General features: G+C 59.0%; 23 protein-coding genes. 9 read left to right on the top strand and 14 right to left on the bottom strand.

Features of this window, described 5'->3' with window-relative positions; all coding sequences use genetic code 11:
- Positions 1–155: 155 nt before the first annotated feature.
- Entirely contained in the window at positions 156–971 is an 816-nt protein-coding gene (gene ppk2, locus ACZZ0G_RS28570) for a polyphosphate kinase 2 (RefSeq protein WP_463558516.1), read from the top strand.
- Positions 972–1,182: 211 nt separating this feature from the next.
- Positions 1,183–1,398, top strand: a complete 216-nt coding sequence (locus ACZZ0G_RS28565) for a hypothetical protein (protein ID WP_463558515.1) — start codon at positions 1,183–1,185, stop codon at positions 1,396–1,398.
- A 6-nt stretch (positions 1,399–1,404) separates the two neighbouring features.
- Here the strand turns inward: ACZZ0G_RS28565 and ACZZ0G_RS28560 are convergent, their stop codons facing one another.
- A complete protein-coding gene (locus ACZZ0G_RS28560; protein WP_463558514.1) occupies positions 1,405–4,017 on the bottom strand; it encodes a bifunctional diguanylate cyclase/phosphodiesterase in 2,613 nt (870 codons plus the stop codon).
- Between the two features lie 221 nt (positions 4,018–4,238).
- Between ACZZ0G_RS28560 and ACZZ0G_RS28555 the strand changes: the two genes are divergently transcribed.
- On the top strand, positions 4,239–6,437 hold the full coding sequence (locus ACZZ0G_RS28555) for an OsmC domain/YcaO domain-containing protein (protein ID WP_463558513.1): 2,199 nt from the start codon (positions 4,239–4,241) through the stop codon (positions 6,435–6,437).
- Between the two features lie 372 nt (positions 6,438–6,809).
- Here ACZZ0G_RS28555 and ACZZ0G_RS28550 read toward each other — a convergent pair whose 3' ends face one another.
- From ACZZ0G_RS28550 to ACZZ0G_RS28540, 3 genes are all read right to left on the bottom strand, one after another.
- Positions 6,810–7,325 (bottom strand): PaaI family thioesterase, encoded by a 516-nt coding sequence (locus tag ACZZ0G_RS28550; protein ID WP_463558512.1) that lies wholly within the window; start codon positions 7,323–7,325, stop codon positions 6,810–6,812.
- A gap of 8 nt (positions 7,326–7,333) precedes the next feature.
- Complete coding sequence (locus tag ACZZ0G_RS28545; RefSeq protein WP_463558511.1) at positions 7,334–8,491, bottom strand: GGDEF domain-containing protein; 1,158 nt, start codon at positions 8,489–8,491, stop codon at positions 7,334–7,336.
- 147 nt (positions 8,492–8,638) lie between these two features.
- Entirely contained in the window at positions 8,639–8,887 is a 249-nt protein-coding gene (locus ACZZ0G_RS28540) for a hypothetical protein (RefSeq protein WP_463558510.1), read from the bottom strand.
- A 168-nt stretch (positions 8,888–9,055) separates the two neighbouring features.
- On the opposite strand from ACZZ0G_RS28540, the gene ACZZ0G_RS28535 reads away from it, so the two are divergent.
- Together ACZZ0G_RS28535 and ACZZ0G_RS28530 are read left to right on the top strand one after the other, a co-directional pair.
- Positions 9,056–9,700, top strand: a complete 645-nt coding sequence (locus ACZZ0G_RS28535; protein ID WP_463558509.1) for an ATPase — start codon at positions 9,056–9,058, stop codon at positions 9,698–9,700.
- Positions 9,701–9,786: 86 nt separating this feature from the next.
- Complete coding sequence (locus ACZZ0G_RS28530) at positions 9,787–10,128, top strand: hypothetical protein (protein WP_463396470.1); 342 nt, start codon at positions 9,787–9,789, stop codon at positions 10,126–10,128.
- Between the two features lie 579 nt (positions 10,129–10,707).
- On the opposite strand, the gene ACZZ0G_RS28525 is transcribed toward ACZZ0G_RS28530, so the two are convergent.
- Positions 10,708–11,289: a hypothetical protein gene (locus ACZZ0G_RS28525; protein ID WP_463558508.1), complete on the bottom strand. Its 582-nt coding sequence runs from the start codon at positions 11,287–11,289 to the stop codon at positions 10,708–10,710.
- Positions 11,290–11,623: 334 nt separating this feature from the next.
- Between ACZZ0G_RS28525 and ACZZ0G_RS28520 the strand changes: the two genes are divergently transcribed.
- Positions 11,624–12,265, top strand: coding sequence for a LysE family translocator (locus ACZZ0G_RS28520; RefSeq protein ID WP_463558507.1), 642 nt, complete (start codon positions 11,624–11,626; stop codon positions 12,263–12,265).
- Here the strand turns inward: ACZZ0G_RS28520 and ACZZ0G_RS28515 are convergent.
- The 7 genes from ACZZ0G_RS28515 to ACZZ0G_RS28485 form a co-directional block, all read right to left on the bottom strand.
- A complete protein-coding gene (locus tag ACZZ0G_RS28515; protein ID WP_463558506.1) occupies positions 12,262–13,455 on the bottom strand; it encodes a GAF domain-containing sensor histidine kinase in 1,194 nt (397 codons plus the stop codon). The genes ACZZ0G_RS28520 and ACZZ0G_RS28515 overlap by 4 nt on opposite strands.
- Positions 13,456–13,684: 229 nt before the next feature.
- Entirely contained in the window at positions 13,685–14,524 is an 840-nt protein-coding gene (gene yghU / locus ACZZ0G_RS28510) for a glutathione-dependent disulfide-bond oxidoreductase (protein ID WP_463558505.1), read from the bottom strand.
- 73 nt (positions 14,525–14,597) lie between these two features.
- Complete coding sequence (locus ACZZ0G_RS28505) at positions 14,598–15,086, bottom strand: hypothetical protein (RefSeq protein WP_463558504.1); 489 nt, start codon at positions 15,084–15,086, stop codon at positions 14,598–14,600.
- A 101-nt stretch (positions 15,087–15,187) separates the two neighbouring features.
- The gene (locus ACZZ0G_RS28500) at positions 15,188–15,589 is read right to left on the bottom strand and encodes a hypothetical protein (protein ID WP_463558503.1); all 402 of its coding nucleotides are present in this window, start codon (positions 15,587–15,589) and stop codon (positions 15,188–15,190) included.
- Positions 15,590–15,616: 27 nt separating this feature from the next.
- The gene (locus tag ACZZ0G_RS28495; protein WP_463558502.1) at positions 15,617–16,027 is read right to left on the bottom strand and encodes a GFA family protein; all 411 of its coding nucleotides are present in this window, start codon (positions 16,025–16,027) and stop codon (positions 15,617–15,619) included.
- A gap of 2 nt (positions 16,028–16,029) precedes the next feature.
- Entirely contained in the window at positions 16,030–17,106 is a 1,077-nt protein-coding gene (locus ACZZ0G_RS28490; protein WP_463558501.1) for an alpha/beta hydrolase family protein, read from the bottom strand.
- A 60-nt stretch (positions 17,107–17,166) separates the two neighbouring features.
- Positions 17,167–18,120 carry a LysR family transcriptional regulator gene (locus ACZZ0G_RS28485; protein WP_463558500.1) on the bottom strand — a complete coding sequence of 318 codons (954 nt, stop codon included), beginning with the start codon at positions 18,118–18,120 and terminating at the stop codon, positions 17,167–17,169.
- A 123-nt stretch (positions 18,121–18,243) separates the two neighbouring features.
- Here ACZZ0G_RS28485 and ACZZ0G_RS28480 point away from each other — a divergent pair, with 123 nt between their 5' ends.
- Entirely contained in the window at positions 18,244–18,519 is a 276-nt protein-coding gene (locus ACZZ0G_RS28480) for a DUF2798 domain-containing protein (RefSeq protein WP_463558499.1), read from the top strand.
- Between the two features lie 3 nt (positions 18,520–18,522).
- Here ACZZ0G_RS28480 and ACZZ0G_RS28475 read toward each other — a convergent pair whose 3' ends face one another.
- On the bottom strand, positions 18,523–19,029 hold the full coding sequence (locus tag ACZZ0G_RS28475; RefSeq protein ID WP_463558498.1) for a cupin: 507 nt from the start codon (positions 19,027–19,029) through the stop codon (positions 18,523–18,525).
- Between the two features lie 360 nt (positions 19,030–19,389).
- Between ACZZ0G_RS28475 and ACZZ0G_RS28470 the strand changes: the two genes are divergently transcribed.
- On the top strand, positions 19,390–21,177 hold the full coding sequence (locus ACZZ0G_RS28470; RefSeq protein ID WP_463558497.1) for a thiamine pyrophosphate-requiring protein: 1,788 nt from the start codon (positions 19,390–19,392) through the stop codon (positions 21,175–21,177).
- 159 nt (positions 21,178–21,336) lie between these two features.
- On the top strand, positions 21,337–22,107 hold the full coding sequence (locus tag ACZZ0G_RS28465) for a DUF72 domain-containing protein (RefSeq protein WP_463558913.1): 771 nt from the start codon (positions 21,337–21,339) through the stop codon (positions 22,105–22,107).
- A gap of 297 nt (positions 22,108–22,404) precedes the next feature.
- On the opposite strand, the gene ACZZ0G_RS28460 is transcribed toward ACZZ0G_RS28465, so the two are convergent.
- Positions 22,405–22,620: a hypothetical protein gene (locus tag ACZZ0G_RS28460; RefSeq protein WP_463558496.1), complete on the bottom strand. Its 216-nt coding sequence runs from the start codon at positions 22,618–22,620 to the stop codon at positions 22,405–22,407.
- Positions 22,621–22,700 lie beyond the last annotated feature (80 nt).

Below are 22,700 nucleotides of genomic sequence, written 5' to 3'. Positions count from 1 at the left end.
ATCAGTGCGACGTAACAAAGAACGAACGAAACACATGGCAATTTGGCTTTTTGCCCGGCAATGGCAATCAGCACGGCATGAACTAACCTCACGTGTCTGGTTCACCCCGTCAATCAACAGTCTGTTTCTGCATTTATTGGAGAGAGGCCAAGGTCATGGCAAAAGACAAAAAGAAGGCCGCCAAGGCGCCTGAAACTCCGAAGTTGAAAAACAAGGACTACCTCGACCAGTTGCGCAAACTGCACGTCGAACTTGTCAAGTTGCAGGAGTGGGTGATCGCCAAGGGCGTCAAGGTCTGCATCGTTTTTGAAGGGCGCGATGGCGCCGGCAAGGGCGGCACGATCAAGGCGCTGACCGAACGCGTCAGCCCGCGTGTGTTTCGCGTGGTGGCGCTGCCGGCACCGACCGATCGCGAGAAAAGCCAGATGCATGTGCAGCGTTATCTGCCTTATTTGCCGGCGGCGGGCGAAGTGGTGATCTTCGATCGCAGTTGGTACAACCGCGCCGGTGTCGAGCGGGTGATGGGCTTCTGCACCGATGAGCAGGCCGACAAATTCCTCAAATCGATTCCCTGGGTCGAGCACGCGATCGTCCAGTCCGGGGTGATCCTGCTCAAGTACTGGCTGGAAGTCAGCCCCGAGGAACAGACCCGCCGGCTCGAGGCGCGTATCAATGATGGTCGCAAGACCTGGAAACTGACGCCGATGGACCTGAAATCCTACAGCCGCTGGTACGACTACTCACGGGCGCGGGATGAAATGTTCAAATACTCCGACACTGAACATGCGCCCTGGCTGGTGGCCGACTCCAACGACAAGCGCCGCGCACGGCTGAACATCATCACCGATGTGCTCAGCCGCATTCCGTATGAGGATGTGAAGCGCGAGAAGGTCGAATTACCCAAACGGCAGAAGCCGGGCAAGTACAGAGAGCCAGATTATCCGTACCGGCGCGTGGCCGAGAAGTTCTGACAAAACGCCCCAATCCCTGTAGGAGTGAGCCTGCTCGCGATAGCGGTGTGTCAGCCAACACATCCGCCACAGACAATCCGCTATCGCGAGCAGGCTCACTCCTACCGGGTTCGGTGGTGTATCCAAAGCAAGCAGTCCATCCGTCGATTACGCTGAACCACCGGGATCTCACGTCTTTCTATCAAGGAAGTCCTTCACGAGATCATTCCCGATGTTCGATCAGCGCAAGCAAGAAAAACTGGCGGCATGGCGAAAGCTGGCGACGCAATCGCAGATGCGTCTGGACCCGGAAGAACAGTACGACGAACTGCTCAAGGCAGCCGATGAAATGGAAGAGCAGGGGCTGATCACCAGCGCCGAGTGGCGGCAGTTGGTGCGCGATGCCGGCAATGTGTTTATCGGTGACTCGGGGCGGCCAAACGGGTGAACCTGTTCAGGTCACACGACCCTTCCTGGCCTGCAGTTGCGCGCCTCTGGAATCCTGCAGCAGCCGCGCAAATGCTGTTTTGTCGATCGGTCGGCTCATGAAATAACCCTGCACCTCGTTACATTGATCGACCCCGAGAATGTCCAGTTGCTCTTCAGTTTCGACCCCTTCGGCGGTCACGGTCAGGCCCATGGCCTTGCCCAGGCCGATGATCGCCTGCACCACCGCGCGATCGTTGGTGCCGCTGCTGATCGAGGCGATGAAGCGCTTGTCGATCTTGATCCCGTCGAACGGGTAGGCGCGCAAGTAGCCCAGCGACGAATAACCGGTGCCGAAGTCGTCCATGTTCAGGCGCACACCGAGTTCTTTCAGGGCGTTCATGGTGGTCAGCGCGCCGTCGGTGTCGTTGAGCATCACGTTCTCGGTGATTTCCAGTTCCAGGCGGCTGGCCGGGAAGCGGGTTTGCACCAGCACTTCGCGCACATCCTCGACCACATCACTCACGGCAAACTGTGCGGGTGACAGATTGACCGAGAGCAGAATGTCTTCCGGCCAACCCAGCGCGGTTTCGCAGGCTTCGCGCAACACCCAGCGACCGAGCGGGACGATCAAGTCGGTCTGTTCCGCCAGCGGAATGAACAGGTCCGGGCCCAGCAAGCCCTTGGTCGGATGCTGCCAGCGCACCAGCGCTTCGACCGAAACGATGTGCTTGCCATCGACCTTGTAGCGCGGTTGATAGTGCAGGATGAATTCGTTGTGTTTGAGCGCGTGGCGCAAGTCATCTTCCATTTGCCGGCGCGTCTGGATCTGATCGCTCATGTGCGCTTCGAAATAACACCAGGTGTTCTTGCCCTCGGATTTGGCCTGATACAGGGCGATGTCGGCGTAACGGATCAGGTCGCTGGGCACGTAACCGTGGCATCGGCTGAGCGCGATGCCGATGCTGGCGCCGATGTGCAGCGGGTGATGTTCGAAGACTATCGGTTGATGCAGGCTGCCAATCAGGCGGGTGCAGAATTTGTCGATTTCGTGCTGACTGTCCATACCGTTGAGCACCACGATGAATTCGTCGCCGCCCAGACGCGCGACGATGTCCAGTTCGCGGGTGCATTCACGCAGGCGCGCAGCGACTTCTTGCAAAACGGCATCACCGGCCGGATGGCCGAGTGAATCGTTGATCGGTTTGAAATTGTCTAGGTCGATCATCAGCAGCGACAGCGGCGGCGCGTGTTCCTTGAGCAGCAGCGCTTCATCCAGATAACGCGCGAGTTTGTTGCGGTTGGGCAGGCCAGTCAGGGCGTCGTGCATCGACAGATGCTGGATCTGCGCATGGGCGGCGACTTCGTCGGTGATGTCGCTGGCGGTGCCGCGATAGCCGATGACCGTGTGTTTGTCGAAGATCGGCCGCGCAGACAACCGACAGTGGCGTTGCTGGCCGGAGTGGTCGCGGTAGGTGCAGCGCAGGTCGCTGGTGCTGTTTTCCTCGGTCAGGTTTCTCAGCCAGAGTTCCAATGGCGTGGTGTCGCAACTCAACAGGTGGCCGATGTCTTGCCCCAGCCACAGGGTTTGCGGGTAACCGGTCACTTCGCTGAAGCGCGCCGACAGGTACGTCAGCGCCAGGTTGCGGTCGACTTCCCAGATCCAGTCCGACGCGGCTTCGGCCACCGCGCGAAAGCGCTCTTCGCTGGCTTCCAGTTCGCGGTTGGCGTTTTCCAGCGCGAGATTGGAAGTTTGCATGACGGCAAAACTCTGGTCGACGTACTGCGACGAACGCAAGGCGTGGCGGAAGAAGTACGCGGTCAGCAGCATCAGTACCAGCATCGTCGCGCCGAGGGGCGGCAGCAATGACCACAATAAATGTTGTCCGGGCCGCTCCAGATCAGCGATGAGGCTGTAACCGGTGCTGTCCAGCGGCACCCGAGGGCGCTGCGGGTCGATCGTCTCGTCCGGCGCCAGGGTCAGGTTGTTCAAGCCGTAACCGCTGCCGATCAGACGCAATTTGGTCGGCGTAAGTTTGTCGACGAACACCAGCACCGAAGAGGTCTGCGGATCGCCCAGTGGCCGCTCATCGTTGGGTATGATCGCCGCCGTCGACACCAGCGCCGGCCAGCCTTCGAACAGTGAATAGCGACTGACCGGCTTGGTCAGATCACCTTGGCTCAACACTTGATCCAGTAACTCCGTGGCGCTCACCTGAACGGACGCGGACAGCTCGGCATCGACCATTTGCCCGCGCACCACCGCGTAACGGGTGCCTTCGCGGTTGAGGACGAACACGCCGTCATAGCCGTCATTGGTGAACAGGGTTTTGCCGAGGTTCTGCTCGGTGTAGGCCCAATCGGTGTCGACCTGACCGCTCAAATGCTCGTAGGCGGTGGTCCAGTAGGCATAGCTGGTGATGTAGTTTTTCGAGGCGGTGATGCGGTTTTCCAGGGCGCGCGCGGAATAGAAGCGGGTTTTGTCGATTTCTTCGCTGTCCAGCGCATTGGCAATACCCAGCAAAGCCACCGTCGCGGCAATCACGCCGCTGACAAACAGCGCCCCGACCGCGAAGGCCAGTCGGCGGGTGACGGCGCTCTGGCGCGGTGGAAGCGGGGCTGCATAGCTGGAAATGTCCATGTGCTCGTCCTTGATCCGCTGTCTTCTGAATCTAGAACCACGGCGCGGGCGCAATGTTCAGATTCTTCTACGCAACTGCATTGAAAGCGTAGTGAACCCGGCGTGAATTGCCTCCCCAAGTGCAGGACGCCGATCAGCGGCGATTCCCGAAAGGGCAAGACTTCCCGCGCAAAAACCGGATAATGGCGGCCATTCGTTTAGCCGTATTCTGGTAATCCCGCATGGAAATCAAGGTCAACTTTCTCGACAACCTTCGACTTGAAGCCAAGTTCGACGACTTCACGGTGATCGCCGATCAGCCCATCCGCTACAAGGGCGATGGCTCGGCACCGGGACCGTTCGACTACTTTCTGGCGTCGTCGGCGTTGTGCGCGGCTTACTTCGTGAAGTTGTACTGCGACACGCGCAACATCCCCACGGAAAACATTCGCCTGTCGCAGAACAACATCGTCGACCCGGAGAACCGCTACAACCAGATCTTCAAGATCCAGGTGGAATTGCCGGCGGACATCTCCGAGAAGGATCGTTTGGGCATTCTGCGTTCCATTGATCGCTGCACGGTGAAGAAGGTTGTGCAGACGGGCCCGGAATTCATCATCGAAGAAGTCGAAAACCTCGACGCCGATGCCCAGGCCTTGTTGATGCCGGTGGCCGGTTCGGACGCTGGCACTTTCATCGCCGGCAAGGACCTGCCGCTGGAGCAGACCATCGCCAACATGTCGGGCATCCTCGCCGACCTCGGGATGAAGATCGAAATCGCTTCGTGGCGCAACATCGTGCCTAACGTCTGGTCGCTGCACATCCGCGATGCGCATTCGCCGATGTGCTTCACCAATGGCAAGGGCGCGACCAAGGAGGGCGCACTGGCCTCGGCTTTGGGCGAATTCATCGAGCGCCTGAACTGCAACTTCTTCTACAACGACCAGTTCTGGGGCGAAGAGATCGCCAACGCCGAATTCGTGCATTACCCGGACGAGCAATGGTTCAAGCCGGGCCCGAAGGACGAATTGCCTAGCGAGATTCTCGACGAATACACCCTGAAGATTTACAACCGTGACGGCGAGTTGCGCGGCTCGAACCTGTTCGACACCAACTCCGGCAACACCCAGCGCGGCATCTGCTCGCTGCCGTTCGTGCGCCAGTCCGATAATGAAGTGGTGTACTTCCCGTCCAACCTGATCGAGAACCTCTACCTCAGCAACGGCATGAGCGCCGGCAATACCCTCGCCGAAGCGCAGGTGCAGTGCCTGTCGGAGATCTTCGAGCGCGCGGTCAAACGCGAAATCCTCGAAGGCGAAATGGCCCTGCCGGACGTGCCGCAGGAAGTGTTGGAGAAATACCCGAGCATCCTCGCCGGCATCAAAGGCCTGGAAGAGCAGGGCTTCCCGGTGCTGGTCAAGGATGCGTCGCTGGGCGGTGAATTCCCGGTGATGTGCGTGACCCTGATGAACCCGCGCACCGGCGGCGTGTTCGCCTCGTTCGGCGCGCACCCGAGTCTGGAAGTGGCGCTGGAACGTAGCCTCACTGAACTGCTGCAGGGCCGCAGCTTTGAAGGCCTCAACGACTTGCCACAACCGACGTTCTCCGGCCAGGCCGTCACCGAGCCGAACAACTTTGTCGAGCACTTCATCGACTCCAGCGGCGTTGTTTCGTGGCGTTTCTTCAGTGCCAAACCGGACTTCGAATTCGTCGAGTGGGATTTCTCAGGCCAAGGTGAAAACTCCAACGCCGAAGAAGCCGCGACGCTGTTCGGTATCCTCGAAGACATGGGCAAAGAAGTCTATATGGCGGTCTACGAGCACATCGGTGCCAAGGCCTGCCGCATTCTGGTGCCCGACTACTCGGAGATCTACCCGGTCGAAGACCTGATCTGGGACAACACCAACAAAGCCCTGCAATTCCGCGCCGACATTCTCAATTTGCACACCCTGAGCAAGGTCGGCCTGCGCAACCTCGCCCAAGGCCTGGAAAACAGCGAACAGGACGATTACACCGAGATCACTACGCTGATCGGCATCGAGTTCGACGACAACACGCCGTGGGGCAAGCTGACGATTCTCGAACTGCGTCTGCTGATCTGTCTGGCGCTGCAAAAGTACGAGCAGGCCAAGGATCTGGTCGAAGCCTTCCTGCAATACAACGACAACACCGTCGAGCGCGGCTTGTTCTATCAAGCGGTCAACGTGGTGCTGGAGATGGAGCTGGACGAAGATCTGCAACTGGAAGACTACGAGGCTAACTTCCGCCGTATGTTTGGCGATGAGCGGATGGATGCGGCGATTGGTTCGGTCAACGGCAGCGTGCGGTTCTATGGCCTGACGCCGACCAGCATGAAGCTGGAAGGGCTGGATCGGCATTTGCGTTTGGTTGAGAGCTATAAAAAGCTGCATACGGCGCGGGCGAATGTGAAGCAGGTTTAAGCCTGTTTTCACATGGGGTTCGGTGGTGAATTCACCCCTCACCCCAGCCCTCTCCCCTAGGAGAGGGAGCCGATTTGTGAGCTTTTCAAAATCCTAGTTCGACTCGATATCTCAGGTCGGCGTATTTCAACCAGACACCTCGGTCAGTTCCCTCTCCCCAAGGAGAGGGAGCTGATCTGTGGGCTTTTCAACACCAGAGTTCGACTCGATATCTCAGGTCGGCGTATTTCAACCAGACACCTCGGTCAGTCTTTTCTCTTCAAGGAGAGGGCAGGGGTGGGGATTTTTCGAATCCAGAGTTCGACTCGATATCTCAGGTCGGCGTATTTCAACCAGGCACCTCGGTCAGTCCCCTCTCCCTCTGGGAGAGGGCTAGGGTGAGGGGCTTTGGCTTTTCCGCCCATGCGCCGAATCCGCCAATAGCCCGGTATCGACCCGCACAAACACCGAATCACCCACCGCCGTCAGCACTTCCCCCGCATACACCTCGCAAATCACCCGCGTCTTGCGCCCGACGTCACCCTCGACCTTCGCCCGCAAAACCAGCGGCACACCCATCGGTGTCGGCTTGATGAACTTGATGCCGAGGTTGCCGGTGACGCAGTCGATGCGCGGCAGGCTGCCGGGTTCGCGGTTTTCTGCGCGGTAGTGGTAGGCCATGGCCGTCCAGTTGGAATGGCAGTCGACCAGCATCGCAAGCAGGCCGCCGTAGACCAGGTCCGGCCAGCCGCAATATTTGGCCTCCGGCAGGTGTTCGGCAATAACGTGCACACCATCTTCGTGCCAATGGCTTTTGACGTGCAGGCCGTGCGGATTTCGGCCGCCGCAGCCGTAGCAAACGCCTTCGGGGGCGGCGAGGTCTTGCAGAGGAGTGTCGAGGCTGGACATGGTTTTTATTATCCTGGGATGGTGAGCCCGGTCAGGCGCAGGCGATTGCGCCCGCCGCGTTTGGATTCATAGAGGGCGGCGTCGCCTTGTTCGATCAGAGCCGTCAGGTTGGCAGGCGGTTTGTCGAACAGGCTGGCGCCGATGCTCAGGGTCACGGCGGCTGTGGTGGGAAATGTCTGTGAGGTGGTGCTCAGAAACTGCTCGCGCAGTGCGTTGCCCAGTTCCATGACGCGCTCACTCGATGCGCTGCTGAGCAGGATGACAAACTCGTCACCGCCCAGGCGCGCCGTCAGCGCATTGCGCGGCAACACCGAGCGGATCATCTCGCTCAAGGCGATCAACAAACGATCACCGGCAGTGTGGCCATACTGGTCGTTGACCAGTTTGAAATTGTCGATATCGATCAGCAGCAAGGCGCCGGGATGTTGCGGCGAAACATGTTCCAACAAGCGCGGTGCACGTTTTTCCAGGGCCCGGCGGTTGTACAGAGCCGTCAGCGGATCACGCTCGGCAAGGCGGGCGATCTGTTTTTCCCGGCGATACCGTTCGGTGCCGGTCATCGACAGGGCGATCAACATGATCGCCATCGCGCCTTCGACCAGGGAAATCTGAATGATTTCGCCACGAAACGCCGCCAGATCGATCAGCGTGCCGGGAATCACCACCGTCAGGGCTTTGGCCACGTAGAAAATTCCGTGACCAAGCAGCACGTAACGCAGCTGCACCGCGCCGACGCTCAACGATTTGCCATGGGGACGCAGCAGCGAGCTGGCCTTGAGGGTCGCTAGCGCCACCAGCAGCGAATTGGCCGCCAGCATGACCTTCGACCACAACGGCCCGTCTGGCAGCAACAGCATGACCAGCCAGGTGACGAAGATCAGGTACCAGGCCGGCGACAGCCGTATCTGGGTGAAGCGCGCCACGCCGAGCAGGAACAGGAAATGCGCGGTCACCAGCAGGCCGTTGGCGAACCAGATGCCGATCAGCAAAAAGCCGCTGCTGCGCAGCAGGGCCAGGGTGGAGCCGACGGTGATGGTGGCGAAACCGGCGCTCCAGAACAGTAGCGAAGGCTCACGAATGCTGCGCCACTCGATCGCCAGATACAGCGCGGCGGCGGCTGCGAGGGCGATGGAAATGGTCAACATCGTAGGTGGGTCGAGCGGCATTTCTTGATGAGCCTGTCTGATTGGCAGTTAGACCGGCGATTGTAAGCGTTCGGGCGACTTTTTCGCAGAGGTCGTGTTGCCGCGCAGACCACTGGCAGCGGGGAGGGCGCGGGCGTTAGCGGCCACCGCAGCCACTGCGCCGATCGATCATTGCCCGGACGCGAGCCAGGTGTCGACGACCCGACGATCCACCTCTTCCCATTCGGCCATCCCCAGCACGCGGGTGGTGTTGAGCCCGTGCAGATAACCGCGCAACTGATTGGCGGTGTCGGTGATGAGCTGCGGGTCGTTGATTTTTTTGTCCAGCAACACGCTTTCGTACTGTACGAGGTACTCGGCCACGCGCTCGCGGAAGTCGGGCAAAACGGCGTCTCGGATCAGGTCAAACGTTCTCAAGGAAGGTTCCTCATTAGTCTTTTTCTAGTTGTATTGAGTGTGTATCAGTCTGCAGTCGCGCAACTATTGCTAGAAGTAATAGTGACCATCAAGAAACGCAAGTTCTGCTTTGTCGGCAATCGGCGGAAAATTGCCTCCATCGAACACGCCGCTCAAGGAATCTGCGCGATGAACACTCTGACCCGACTGGCTTTGGTCGCCCTGCTGACAGGTGGCGCACTGTTTACAGCCCCGACGTACGCAGCCGACGCTGGGTCGTGTCACTTGCAGAGCCTCACCGGTAGCAGTACGACCTTGCAGCATTCGCAGACCGTCGGTGTGTTGCTCAGCGAGAACACTCTGGACAACCTGCAATACCTTGAGCGTTACCACGACATGGCGGTCAACGGCGCGAAAGATGCGCTCGACTCGCGGATTCGCGAAGCCTTTGTCGGCAGTTCCGATCCGGAGCTGGCCATCGACTGGCTGGTGAGTTCGCTGCAACAGCAGTTCTTGTCGGTGACTGTTTACGACAACCTCGATGCGCTGGTGCAGGCTCATCCGGACGTGGTGGTGAAGCTCGACACGTTCAATCGGCTATTGACCCAACGTAACAGCCTGGTCGAAGCACGGTTCACCGCACGCTTCTATGACGCCGACCTGCAATACATCGGCAAGGCTGAAGGCGCCGTCGAGAAACAGTTGCCTTCGGTGTGGGTGCATAACCAGGCGGCACCGGCCATTGCTGCGCAGATCGACAGGCAGCGTGACTTGCAACTCAATGCCTTGAAGCAATTCGATGTGTCGCTCAAGGCGTTGGTAGCGTCGAGCTGAACACTTAAAACATAAATGGCAACGGCGGCTCCGTGAGGCTGAACCGTTGCCGGTTGAACCGAACCTTTATTTTCAGGATTTTACCGATGCGTCTTTTATTCGTGCCTGCCATGGCTGTTGCTTCTTTATTGCTCGCTGGTTGCGCTTCGGCGCCGAACAACCCGAGCCTGACTTTGCAGACCAGCAAGACCCCTGCGCAATACGCTGACTGTGTTGTGCCGAAGTTGCAGGGCAGTGCGCTGAATCCGACGGTGTCGCAGACTCAGCGTAGTTACCGGATTGTGGTGCCGAGCAAGATTTCTGCTGACAACGTGCTGGAGGCTTACAAGGCTGGCAATGGCGGCAAGGTGTTTATCTACGAGCGGCATTTGTTGGCTTCGAATCTTTTGCCTTCGAGTTTTGAGCGGGCTGCGCAGGATTGCATCTGATTTTGGCTTTTGTACGTATTTGACTGAGCTCCTTTGGTTGGCCGCAACCAACCAATTCTTTGCCTCGCGCCTTTTGTGGTTGCGGGGCTTTTTTTTTGGTTCTTGGCGGCCTTTGGGCCGACCAGGCTCTTGGGGTTTTGGGTGTATATCCGTTGCTTCGGGTGCTGCCTCTGGCGGTTTCGCTTTTACAGCGAGTCCCTTTGGCAAACGCCCCAAAGGAACCAAAGGTCTGGGCCCCGGCGTTCGGCCCCTCGCTGAGGCTCGGGGTTCCTTCGCTCCGAGATCTATCCGGGGGCATCGCCTACGGTTTGCTTCGCTGCACCTCCTCTCGATGCATTTGGCTTCGCCAAACGGTCGCTGCGCTCCCACTCCCGGATAAATCCCTCCACTCAGCCTGCCGAAGGGGCCAGCACGGCAAGATCAAGAGCTGCAGCCGAGCTAACGCTCATCCTGTTGAGTGGTGAAAAGCACAGGGGTCGGCTTTTGATTTGTGTTGGAACTGCCCCTCACCCCAGCCCTCTCCCGAGGGAGAGGGAGCCGATTTGCGTGATATTCAAAGCCTGAGTTCGGCTCGGAATCTCACGTCGGTGCATGTCTCACAATCACCTCGATCAGTTCCCTCTCCCTCCGGGAGAGAGCCAGGGTGAGGGGTTTTTGTTCTGCTTCAGTATTCGAGTACGGCCCGGTATTCCACGTCGGTGCATGTCTCACAATCACCTCGATCAGTTCCCTCACCCTCCAGGAGAGAGCCAGGGTGAGGGGCTGTTGATCTGCTTCAGTATTCGAGTACGGCCCGGTATTCCACGTCGGTGCATGTCTCACAATTACCTCGGTCAGTTCCCTCACCCTCCGGGAGAGGGCCAGGGTGAGGGGCTTTTGTTCTGCTTCAGTATTCGAGTACGGCCCGGTATTCCACGTTGGTGCATGTCTCACAATCACCTCGATCAGTTCCCTCACCTTCCGGGAGAGGGCTAGGGTGAGGGGCTTTTGTTCTGCTTCAGTATTCGAGTACGGCCCGGTATTCCACGTCGGCGCATGTCTCACAATCACCTCGATCAGTTCCCTCTCCCTCCGGGAGAGGGCTAGGGTGAGGGGCTGTTGATCTGATTCCGTATTCGAGTACGGCTCGGTATTCCACGTCGGCGTATGTCTCACAGTCACCGCGGTCAGTTCCTTCTCCCTCCGGGAGAGGGCCAGGGTGAGGGGCTTTTGATCTGCTTCAGTATTTGAATACGGCTCGGAATCTCACGTCGGCGCATGTCTCACAGTCACCGCGGTCAGTTCCCTCTCCCTCCGGGAGAGAGCCAGGGTGAGGGGTTTTTGTTCTGCTTCAGTATTCGAGTACGGCCCGGTATTCCACGTCGGTGCATGTCTCACAATCACCTCGGTCAGTTCCCTCTCCCTCCGGGAGAGGGCTAGGGTGAGGGGCTTTTGATCTGGGCTATCGCGCAGGTTGCTGTAACATGCGGCCTCTTCACTCTGGCGAGCAATGAACATGGATTCTCACTCGATTTTGACCTTCACTGTGGTTGCGGCGATTGCCATTGCCAGTCCGGGCCCTGCGACGTTGATGGCGATCAATAACAGTCTGGCTCACGGGCAGCGCAGCACGATCTGGTCATGCTTGGGCAACGCCAGCGGGTTGTTCTGTCTGTCGGCGGCGGCGATGTTGGGGTTGGGGGCGTTGTTGGCCAGTTCTGAGCTGCTGTTCAATGCGGTGAAGATCATCGGCGCCGGGTATTTGTTCTACCTCGGCGTCAAGCAGCTGTTCAAAAAGGGTCCGATGCTGCCGGAGGGAGTCGAAGGAGAGGCGAGCAAGTTGCAGCCGACTCGCGGCAAGTTGTACAAATCGGCGTTCCTGACGGCGGTGACTAACCCCAAGGCGACGATGTTTTTTACCGCGCTGTTCCCGCAGTTCATTGATCAGGGCGCTGCGCTGCTCCCGCAGTTTCTGATCCTGACTTCGATCTTCATGGCGTTGTCGGTGTCGTCACTGAGCGTTTATGCCGCGCTGGCTTCGCGGGCCAAGGGCGTGTTGACCCGTCCGGCGCTGTCGCGTTGGGTCAGCCGGGTGGTCGGGTCTACGTTTATCGGGTTTGGCGCGGCGATTCTGACGATGCGGCGGCAGGCGGCTTAAACCCATTTGAACCGGGCCGGGAATCTCGCCACGAAGCAGGTTCCCGACTCGGCGCTTGAAGTAACGCTCAAGGTGCCGTTGTGCGCCATCGCTATCTGCGCGGCGATATACAACCCCAGCCCCAAACCCTCGCAACGCTGCCCGGCTTCGGCCCGGGAGAACGGTTCGAACAGCAGTGGCATCAGTTGCGCCGAAATCGGTGTGCCCTGATTGGTCAGGGAAATCACGATCTCGTCGTTTTCCGCATAGGCTTTGAGGACGATTGGCGCGCGGTTCGAGCCATGGGTCGCCGCATTGCCAAGCAGGTTGGAGAGCAATTGGCTGATGCGCAGCGCATCGCAATAGACGCCCGCCGGCACATCCAGTTCATGGATGAAATTCCCCTGCGGATGGGACGCCTGAACCTCGGCAAGGGTCAATTGCAGGGTGTGCTGCAGGTCATCCACCAACTTGCGCTGCACCGGAATTCCGCCACCCAGTCGTCCTCGGGCGAAGTCGAGGATGTTTTCGATCAATACGCCCATGCGCATCGAGCTATTGCGAATCGCCGCAATCAGGTTGAGTGAACGTTTGTCCTCGGTTTTGCTTTCCAGCAAGTCAGCGCTCATGCGCACCGCGCTCAGCGGTGTGCGCAGGTCGTGCCCGAGTACCGCGATGAACTGCTCACGCAGGCGCCCGAGTTCGTTGGCGTTGTTGAGTTCGAGTCTGGTCGCTTCCAGGCGGCCTTGCGTGTCGAGGCTCATGGCGATCAGTTGGGCGAACAGGGTCAGTGTCTTGGCGATGGCCGGTTCGTCGAGATTGGCCGGCACGGAGTCGATGGCGCACAGGGTGCCGAAGAATTCGCCGTTGGCTTTGACAATGGGGATGGAGATGTAGCTTTCCAGCCCATAGGTTTTCGGCGTGTGATGCCGGGAGAAGAGCGGGTGCGTACTGGCATGACCGAAGATCACCGGCTGCTGGTGCTGGCGGATCTCATGGCAGATGGTCGATTCGAGCACCAGTTCACCACCGGGCTTGAGCCCGAAATCAATCGAGTCATCGACAGCGCATGCCACCCAATTCTTCTCGGTGACCCGCGCCACCGCGGCGAAACGCATGCCGGTGAGGTGTTTGACCATGCTGAGGATGACCGGCACCGCGTCAATGCTGCGGATGGCTTCGATGTCGGGTGCAAAGGCCGGGTTGGTCATGGGGCGATGCTTCGTGATGAGTTCGCTCAGAGACTATCTGTTATTGCTGTGCATGACTAATGCGGCCGGTAGAAAAAGCAAGGGCGCCGCGGATTTTCCGGGCGCCCTTGGTTTTTGTTACGCAATCGATCGTCAACGACTCAGAACTTTTATTTGGCGGCCAGCATGCGCGGCTTGTCATAGTTGTCGGTGGAGCACGCTCAGCGGCTGAGCGTGACGCCAAGAGTGGTCAGTCCAGATCTTCGGCCTGATGCCGCTCGGGCACCTGAGTCGCCTCATCGCCCCAGGTGCGATTGACGCGTTGCCCGCGAATGACCGCCGGCCGCTGGGCAATGTCTTCGGCCCAACGCTGCACATGCGTGTATTCGTGAGCGGCGAGAAACTCGGCCGCCGAGTAAACATTGTTGCGCACCAATTGTCCGTACCACGGCCAGACCGCGATATCGGCGATGGTGTAGCTGTCGCCGGCCAGATAGGCGCTTTCAGCCAGACGCCGATCGAGCACGTCCAGTTGCCGCTTGGCTTCCATGGTGAAGCGGTTGATCGGGTACTCCATTTTCTCCGGCGCATAGGCATAGAAATGTCCGAAACCACCGCCCAGATAAGGCGCTGCGCCCATTTGCCAGAACAGCCAGTTCAACGTTTCGGTGCGGCCAGCAGGATCTTTCGGCAGGAACGCACCGAATTTTTCCGCCAGATACAGCAGGATCGAACCCGACTCGAACACGCGGATCGGCGGCTCAACGCTGCGATCGAGCAGCGCCGGAATTTTCGAGTTCGGGTTGATTTCGACAAAACCGCTGGAGAACTGATCGCCTTCACCAATGCGGATCAGCCACGCATCGTACTCGGCGGCGCTGTGCCCTAGCGCCAACAGCTCTTCCAACAGAATCGTCACCTTGACGCCGTTGGGCGTGGCCAGCGAGTAGAGCTGCAAAGGTTGTTTGCCGACCGGCAGGGTCTTGTCATGGGTCGGCCCGGCAATCGGCCGATTGATGCTGGCGAACTGGCCGCCGGACGGGGCTTCGTTTTTCCAGACCTGGGGCGGAACGTAGGGCGCTTTGCTCATGTAAGGGGCCTCAATCTTGGCAAGTGGAAAAAGTACCTCGCTGATAATACCAACGGCGCGGCGCAAGTCGTCCTCAACTCGACGGTGATTTGATTCGCGCTTGATCCACTGTGTCATTCATCTTGTCCGCCTGACGGATATCACCGCAAAAAATATCGACGTTGCCATCGGTCGCGGCGGTCCGCACCACGATGGCGTACTCGCCCGTCAATAACGTCGACAGGCTGACCGGGGCGCTGCGTGAAAAGGTCCAGCCGCGTACCGGTTGACGCTCGGTGGTGACCTTGTCGTTCATCGCGTACGCCACCGGCCCCGGCTGCGCGCAACTGCCCTGATAAACGAATGCGTACAGACGCAACGGCAGCGAGGCGCCGTTGGGTGCGCCACTGATGAAGAAACTGAATCCGGTGTCCTTGCCCCAGTCGGCGAGCGTGACATTGCCGATTTGCCCGCTGTTTTGCCGGGTGGCAGTCAACGCTACGTTGGTGCCAGGGTTTGAAGAACCCGCGCAGCCGAGCAGGCTGGCAGCCACAAACATGGCAGTGAGTTTTACCGGTTTCATTGCTGGCCTCCTGATAGAAGAACTGCAACGAACCAGTTAAGCAGAAGGATTGAACCTGCGCGCACAGGGTTCGTGCGAAGTTGCCGCACAACGATCTGTGTTCACTTCGCACGCCTGAAGCGAAGCCATTCGCGCGCTTGTTTGTAGCCATAAATAAGCACGGTCGAAAAGGCGATAAGCGCGACGGTAGCGCCGAGCAAGCCCAGCCCTGTGGTGAACTGCACGTAGGCAGACAGAGACAGGGCGAGCACCGCATAGGCTGTGACGTACTTCCTATACGCGATCAAGAGCATCGGGACCATCAGGATGACAAACAGGTGAATGGCGACGGTGATGAATATTTCCGTTATCAATTGAATCGGCACACTGCCCAATGATGCCTGAGCCATGGTTATTTCGGCGTCGTAGAGCAGCACCTGCAGCGCGATGACGATGATTGCGGCCAGTATCACCGCGGGGAACGCTATTTTTTTTGAGAGGTTCATCTGATCTTTATTTTCCAAAGGGTGTAATCATTTCCAATGTCAGCCTTAGCGCTGCGGCCATTGATCCTTGATTTCAAACCACGGCGCCTTCGACGTCACTTCCACGTGTTGCTGTTTTTCCGTGGTGAAGGTCGTGTCCAGCGTGCCCAGCGCCACCGAAATCCAGTCGCTGTAGTCACCCTGTTTGCTGGCCCAGAACAGCGACGAGCCGCAGTGCGTGCAGAACTGGCGCTGCACCGACTCAGAAGACTGATAGGCCTTGATCTGGTCGGCGCCCTCCAGCAATTCCAGGTTCTGGCGCAGCACGCTGCCATAGCTGGCAAACGCCGCACCATGGCTTTTGCGGCATTGGCTGCAGTGACAGTGCGAAAGCGCTTTGGGCCGTGAACGGATCTGGTATTTCACGGCACCGCACAGGCAACTGCCCCGGAAGATTTGAGGGGAGGGCGTCAGCATTGTTATTGGGAGTCCTTGTAAGTGATGACTTGTTTCAGGCTGCCAGATGGCTGTGCCAGAAACCCGGTGATCAGCGCAATCACTTGCTCCTGGATCTGCGCGCGCGGACGGCCGCCCTCGCCATCGGTGCAGATGATGCTGTCGCCCGGCACGTCTTGGTCGAGCATCGCCACGGCGCCAGGTTTGCAGATGGCCATGAAGGTGAAATGGCTGGCGTCGCTGATCTCGACGTAGCGCGATGACGTTTTTGGCAGGCGTTTGGCGAGGTCGACGGATTCCAGCTGCGCGGGCAGTTCTTTCGACGGGACGCCGGCAGCGATCACCAGAATCGGCACGGGGTATGCCGCGAGACTGGCATCGGTCATCCCGCGCGACAGACCGAGGTCCAGCGAAACCACGGCAGTCACGCGCTTGTCCCGCAAGTCGGCCGCCAGCCGGGCTTTCGATTGCGCAGTGTTTGCAGTGTTCATCTGTTCGTACGCAGTGCAACTGGCCAGTTGCGGATGAATTTTGCAATCTTCGGCAAAACGCTCGGGGTCGAAGCGCGCGCCGCCGGTTTCGAGTACCGTCCAGCCGCCCAGAGAGTGGCCGACGACGGCAATTCGAGCCTTGGCCACCGCGCCGAATTTTTCCGGTTGCGCCGTCACCGCATCGATGGCGCGGCTGAGGTCAACGGGGCGCTGCCACAACTGCGCGGCGGCTTGCGGGCTTCGGTCGCGGCTGGTGGTGCCAGGATGGTTGACCGCCGCGACGATGTAACCCTGACGGGCCAGCGCACTGGCCAGCCACGTCTGGTTGATCCAGCTTCCGCCGTTGCCATGGGAAAGCACCACCAAGGGATGCTCGCCGCTGGCAGCAGGGGCATCGAGCACCGCCGGGGCGCCGACGAATACCGGGTTGTCACCGAATAACTGTGGCGTCGCGGTGGTGGTCGAGCCTGGGTACCAGACGACCATTTCCAGGGGGCGCTCGTTGCGCGGATCCGCCAGCGTGGCGTACTGGAAACCGACAATTTGTGTGTCAGCGAATGCATGGGTGCTCAAGCAGAGCAGAAGCAGTGCACCGAGTGTTTTCATCATTGTTGTTATCTTCCGTGATGGGCCGATGGGCGAGGCGGACTTTGACTGATTTCGCGCGCTTCAGCGAGTCTCTTTGGGCCCCTCGTTATAAACATTTTCCAGCGGCCAGCGCGTGGCCAGATGCGCCGTCAGATAATCCAGGAAGGCTTTGACTTTGGGCGTCATCGCTGCGCGTTCCTGCACACAGGCATAGATGTCCATCGGCTCGACAGCGGAACCTGCGACATCGCCGTGTGCAAACAGCGGCACCAGTTGCCCGCTCGCCAGGTAAGGCGCTGCGACAAACTCCGCCAGTCGGGTGATCCCGGCGCCGTGGACAGCCATTTGCGCCAGCGCATCAATGTCATCACTGATGGTGGTGGCGTTGATAGTGGCGTCGAAACGCTCGCCGTCACGAACAAAACTCCAGCGCAGGAAACGCCCGTCCAGTGGGTAACGAAAGGCCAGGCATGCGTGGTTTTGCAGGTCGTCGGGTGAATGCGGGCGACCGGCGCGCTGAAGGTAGGCCGGTGCGGCGCACATGATGAAGGGCAATGAAACGATCTTGCGCGCCACGATGCCGTCTTCCAGTTGCGGCTTGATCCGCAGGCTCAAATCGATGTCATCGTGGATGTGGTTGATCTTGCCATTGGTGGTAGACAGTTCGATGCGCAGGCGCGGATGCAGAGCGGCGAAACCGGCGATCAGTGACGCCAGCACATGCCGGCCGAACGCCGAAGTCGAGGCGATGCTCAAACGGCCCTGCAACTCGGTTTCATCGCAGCTGATCGAGCTTTGCGCAGCTTCCAGATCCGCGGCAATGCGCCGGACTTTCTCGTAATACACCGCGCCGTTTTCGGTCGCCGCCATGCGGCGTGTGGTGCGTTTTAGCAGGCGAACGCCGAGGTGCACCTCCAGTCGGTTGATCGTCTGGCTCACCGCTGCTGCACTGACGCCCAGAATCCTGGCGGCGCCGACAATCGAGCCCGACTCCACCACTTTGATAAAACAGGCAATCGCTGCTAACAGATTCATCCATGTTCCGTTGAAGGTTGATTCGTAAGCTCTGCTTTATAAAGTACCTGCGGTTGAGCGTCTAGTTGCGTCAGATCGGCTTTGTTAACGTGCGGGCTCCCTGTCAATGGATGGAAAAGCCATATGAATCAATCAACAAGCACCGAAGCCTTGATTATCAGGCGCCGTAAGCTATCTTCGCGTGCGACGCCGTATGTGTTTGCGTTGTACATGGCAACGATCATGGCGTTTCTGATGTCGCTGGTCATCACCGCCGCCAACTCCGGGATTGATAACAACTATCTGAGTAATGCCTTGCACGCCTACAAACTGGCGATGCCCGTCGCGTTCCTGTGCATTCTTGTGGTGAGACCGATCGTGATCAAACTGGTGGCGTGGACGGTGCACGCGCATCGTTGAAGGTTATCCGCGCCAATATTGCCCGACAGCACCCTGCGTTCCCTGCACCGGATCGGTCTGCGCAAACGTCAACGTCGCGATTTTTTGCAGTTGCTCGCCGCTGGGTGCCTCGCGACAGATATCGCCGCGCTGGCCCGGTGGATAGGCACCGACCACCAGAAAATCGTCGCTGCAACTCAGGTTGCAATGGCCGACGCCAGCGGGCAGCAGCAAGGCATCACCGGCTCTGACCTGCACAACATGCCCGTCGGGCCCGCCCAGCATGAGTTGCGCATGGCCCGTCGCAATGCCCAGCACTTCATGGCCTTCAGTGTGATAGTGATGGAAGTCATACACCCCATAGCGCCATTGCGGCGGCCAGCCGTTGGCACTGAAGGTTTGCTCGAACAGGGCCGCAGGATCGCTGCCCTGCAGATCAAGCGCTTGCGGATAGATCAACACCGGCAGGCGCGGATTGTTCGGCACCCAGTCGTTGCGTTCCAGCAGCAGGGTTTGTACGGGCGTGAGCATGCTGTTCTCCTCATTTGGCGTCTTGATTGACTGTTCTGGCGCCTTCGCGAGCAGGCTCGCTCCCACATTCAGGCAGCGATCCCCTGTGGAAGCGAGCCTGCTCGCGAATGGCTCGCCGCCGATTCAACCGTTAAAGGGTGGACAGCCAGGGCGCGCACTTGCCTCAGAAAAACGCGTAGAGCAACTGATAAAAGGCGATCCGCCACAGAACAGGTTTCACACCCTAAACCTCGAAAAACAAATTTCTTTGCGGGGAAATCAATCGAAACTTCGCCAACAAACCAACTGTCCAGACCCATACAGCTGCCGGCGGATGTTCGCCGGGACAGATCGATGCATCGGTGAAAAGCGAGGATTGAAATGACGCTGACAGTGGGAGATTTTCTGGTTGAGCGGCTCAGCCAATGGGGCGTTACGCGGATTTTCGGTTATCCGGGTGACGGCATCAACGGCGTGTTTGGCGCGCTCAGTCGGGCCAAGGGCAAAATCGAATTTGTTCAGGCGCGGCATGAAGAAATGGCCGCGTTCATGGCCTCGGCGCACGCCAAATTCACCGGAGAGCTGGGCGTGTGCATCGCCACTTCCGGCCCGGGCGCCTCGCATCTGATCACCGGCCTCTATGACGCGCGCATGGATCATATGCCGGTGCTGGCCATCGTCGGTCAGCAGGCGCGCACGGCGCTGGGGAGTCACTACCAGCAAGAGCTTGATCTGGTGTCGATGTTCAAAGACGTCGCGGGAGCATTTGTGCAGCAGGCTTCGGCACCTTCACAGGTGCGGCATCTGCTCGATCGGGCGGTGCGCACGGCAGTGGGTGAGCGTCGGGTGACCGCGCTCATTCTGCCCAACGATTTGCAGGAGCTGAAATACGAAGCGCCGGCGCGCGTCCATGGCACCCCGCATTCCGGTGTCGGTTACACGAAACCCAAAGTGCTGCCTTATGACGTGGATCTGCAGCGTGCCGCCGACGTTTTGAACGCGGGCGAAAAGGTCGCGATTCTGGTCGGCGCAGGTGCTTTGCAGGCGACGGATCAAGTCATCGCGGTGGCGGAAAAACTCGGTGCCGGCGTGGCCAAGGCCCTGTTGGGCAAAGCCGCGTTGCCGGACGATTTGCCTTGGGTCACCGGCAGCATCGGCCTGCTTGGCACCGAACCCAGCTACAAACTGATGAGCGAATGCGACACCTTGCTGATGATTGGCTCGGGCTTTCCGTATTCGGAGTTCCTACCCAAGGAAGGTCAGGCGCGAGGCGTGCAGATCGATTTGCAGCCCGACATGCTCAGCCTGCGCTATCCGATGGAGGTCAATCTGGTTGGCGACTCGGCAGAAACCCTCGCCGCGTTATTGCCATTGCTCGAGCAGAAAACCTCCAACAAGTGGCGCAAGAAGGTCGAAGGCTGGCGCGGCAGCTGGGAGAAAACCCTGGAAAAACGTGCGATGGCCAAAGCCGACCCGGTCAACCCGCAAAGGGTGGTGTATGAGCTGTCGCCGCGCCTGCCCGATGAGGCAATCATCACCAGCGACTCCGGCTCATGCGCCAACTGGTTCGCCCGCGATCTGAAAATCCGCCGTGGCATGCAGTGCTCATTGTCCGGTGGCCTCGCGTCCATGGGCGCCGCTGTGCCTTATGCGATTGCCGCCAAGTTTGCTTATCCCGAGCGCTCGGTAATTGCGCTGGTAGGCGATGGCGCGATGCAGATGAACAACATGGCCGAGCTGATCACCGTCGCCAAATACTGGCGGCAATGGGCGAGTCCGAAATGGATCTGTGCAGTGTTCAACAACGAGGACCTCAATCAAGTCACGTGGGAACAGCGGGTGATGGAGGGGGATCCGAAGTTCGAAGCTTCGCAAAGTATCCCGGACGTGCCTTATCACTTGTTTGCCATTTCCATCGGCCTGAAAGGCATTTTTGTCGATCGCGAAGAAGACGTCGCCGCTGCCTGGGAAAAGGCTCTGGCCTCGGAAGTGCCGGTGGTGATCGAGTTCAAGACCGACCCGAACGTGCCGCCGTTGCCACCGCACATCAAACTTGAACAGGCGAAGAAGTTCGCCACGACGCTGCTCAAGGGCGATCCGGATGAGGCCGGGGTGATCGTGCAAACCGCCAAGCAAGTACTTGGCGCGGTGTTGCCCGGTAAAAAATAACCGATTAGCACACAGGTTTGATCGTTCCCACGCTCTTCGTGGGAATGCCTCTAGGGACGCTCTGCGTGCAGTGACGCGGAGCGTCACGGGCTGCATTCCCACGCGGAACGAGGGAACGATCACCTAACGATCTGCGCCTACAGGTGAGGAGGTGTGTTTTTGATTTTCATTGGCTGTGCAGGCTGGAGTCTGGGGCGCGAACACTGGCCGGCATTTCCCGTAGAGGGCACGCATTTACAGCGCTACGCCGCGCGCCTCAACTGCGTGGAAATCAACAGCTCGTTCTACCGCCCGCACCGTCGACAAACCTATGAGCGTTGGGCCGATGGCGTACCGGAGGCCTTCCGTTTTTCGGTGAAAATGCCCAAACACATCACCCATGAATTACGCCTGGCGGGTTGCGAGGCGGCGCTGGACAAGTTTCTGGCTGAGTGCGGTGGGTTGGGCGAGCACCTTGGATGCTTATTGGTGCAATTGCCGCCATCGCTGGTGTTCGAAGAAGCCAGCGCCGACGCCTTTTTCACGACGTTGCGCGAACGGTTCTCCGGCGCAGTGGTGCTCGAGCCAAGGCATGAATCGTGGGTCAGCGCCGAGTCGATGTTACTGACTCATCAGATCGCACAAGCAGCAGTCGATCCTTCGCGCATCAGTCGTGATGTTTCGCCAAGCGGCTGGACGAGAACTCAGTATTGGCGCCTGCACGGCTCACCACGCATTTACCACAGCACCTACGATTCAACTTATCTGCTAGACCTCGCACAAGCTCTGCAATCAGCGGCCGCAGCAGGTGCTGCGACCTGGTGCATATTCGACAACACCGCCAGCGGCGCAGCGCTGGGCAACGCCTTGACGCTGGCCACACTGACAGCCGATTGGGAGCAGATATGTGCAGCCGTGAAACTCAACCCGGCGAAGAAGCCCTCACCCTAGCCCTCTCCCAGAGGGAGAGGGGACTGACCGCGTTGCTCGCGCAAGTTACGCCGACTTGAAATACCGAGTTGAACGCAAGATTTGAAAAGCGCACAAATCGACTCCCTTTCCCCCTCGCCCTTGGGGGAGAGGGGACTGATCGAGGTGTTCATGCAAATGACACAGACTTGAAATACCGAATTGAACGCAAGATTTGAAGAGCCCACACATCGGCTCCCTTTCCCCCTCGCCCCTGGGGGAGAGGGCTGGGGTGAGGGGGGTAGATCCAGCAGACTGTCGCGATCGTCTGCAAAACCACTAATTACCATCGGCCACTTTGCGTTCGATCTCATCGATCTTGCGCTGCAGCGTCTCGGCGTCCTGCTCCTTTACTCGGGTGGAAGAGGGCGTGATGACCTCATCCACGGCTTCGGTGTCATCGTCCCTGTCTTCAAGATCGCGTTCGACTACGTTCACCGGTTTGCCGGACGTGTCGGTTGGCGGGGCGTTCGAGGTTTTTTCGTCGCTGTTCATGTGGGTGACCTCCAGTGATGTAAACATTGGAGGCAGGCAGTGCGGCAGGCGTTCGATATTTTTGCCGAATGGCGCCCTCC

It is taken from the genome of Pseudomonas sp. AC169, from assembly GCF_979258515.1.
This window is presented reverse-complemented; position numbering and strand designations above follow the sequence as displayed.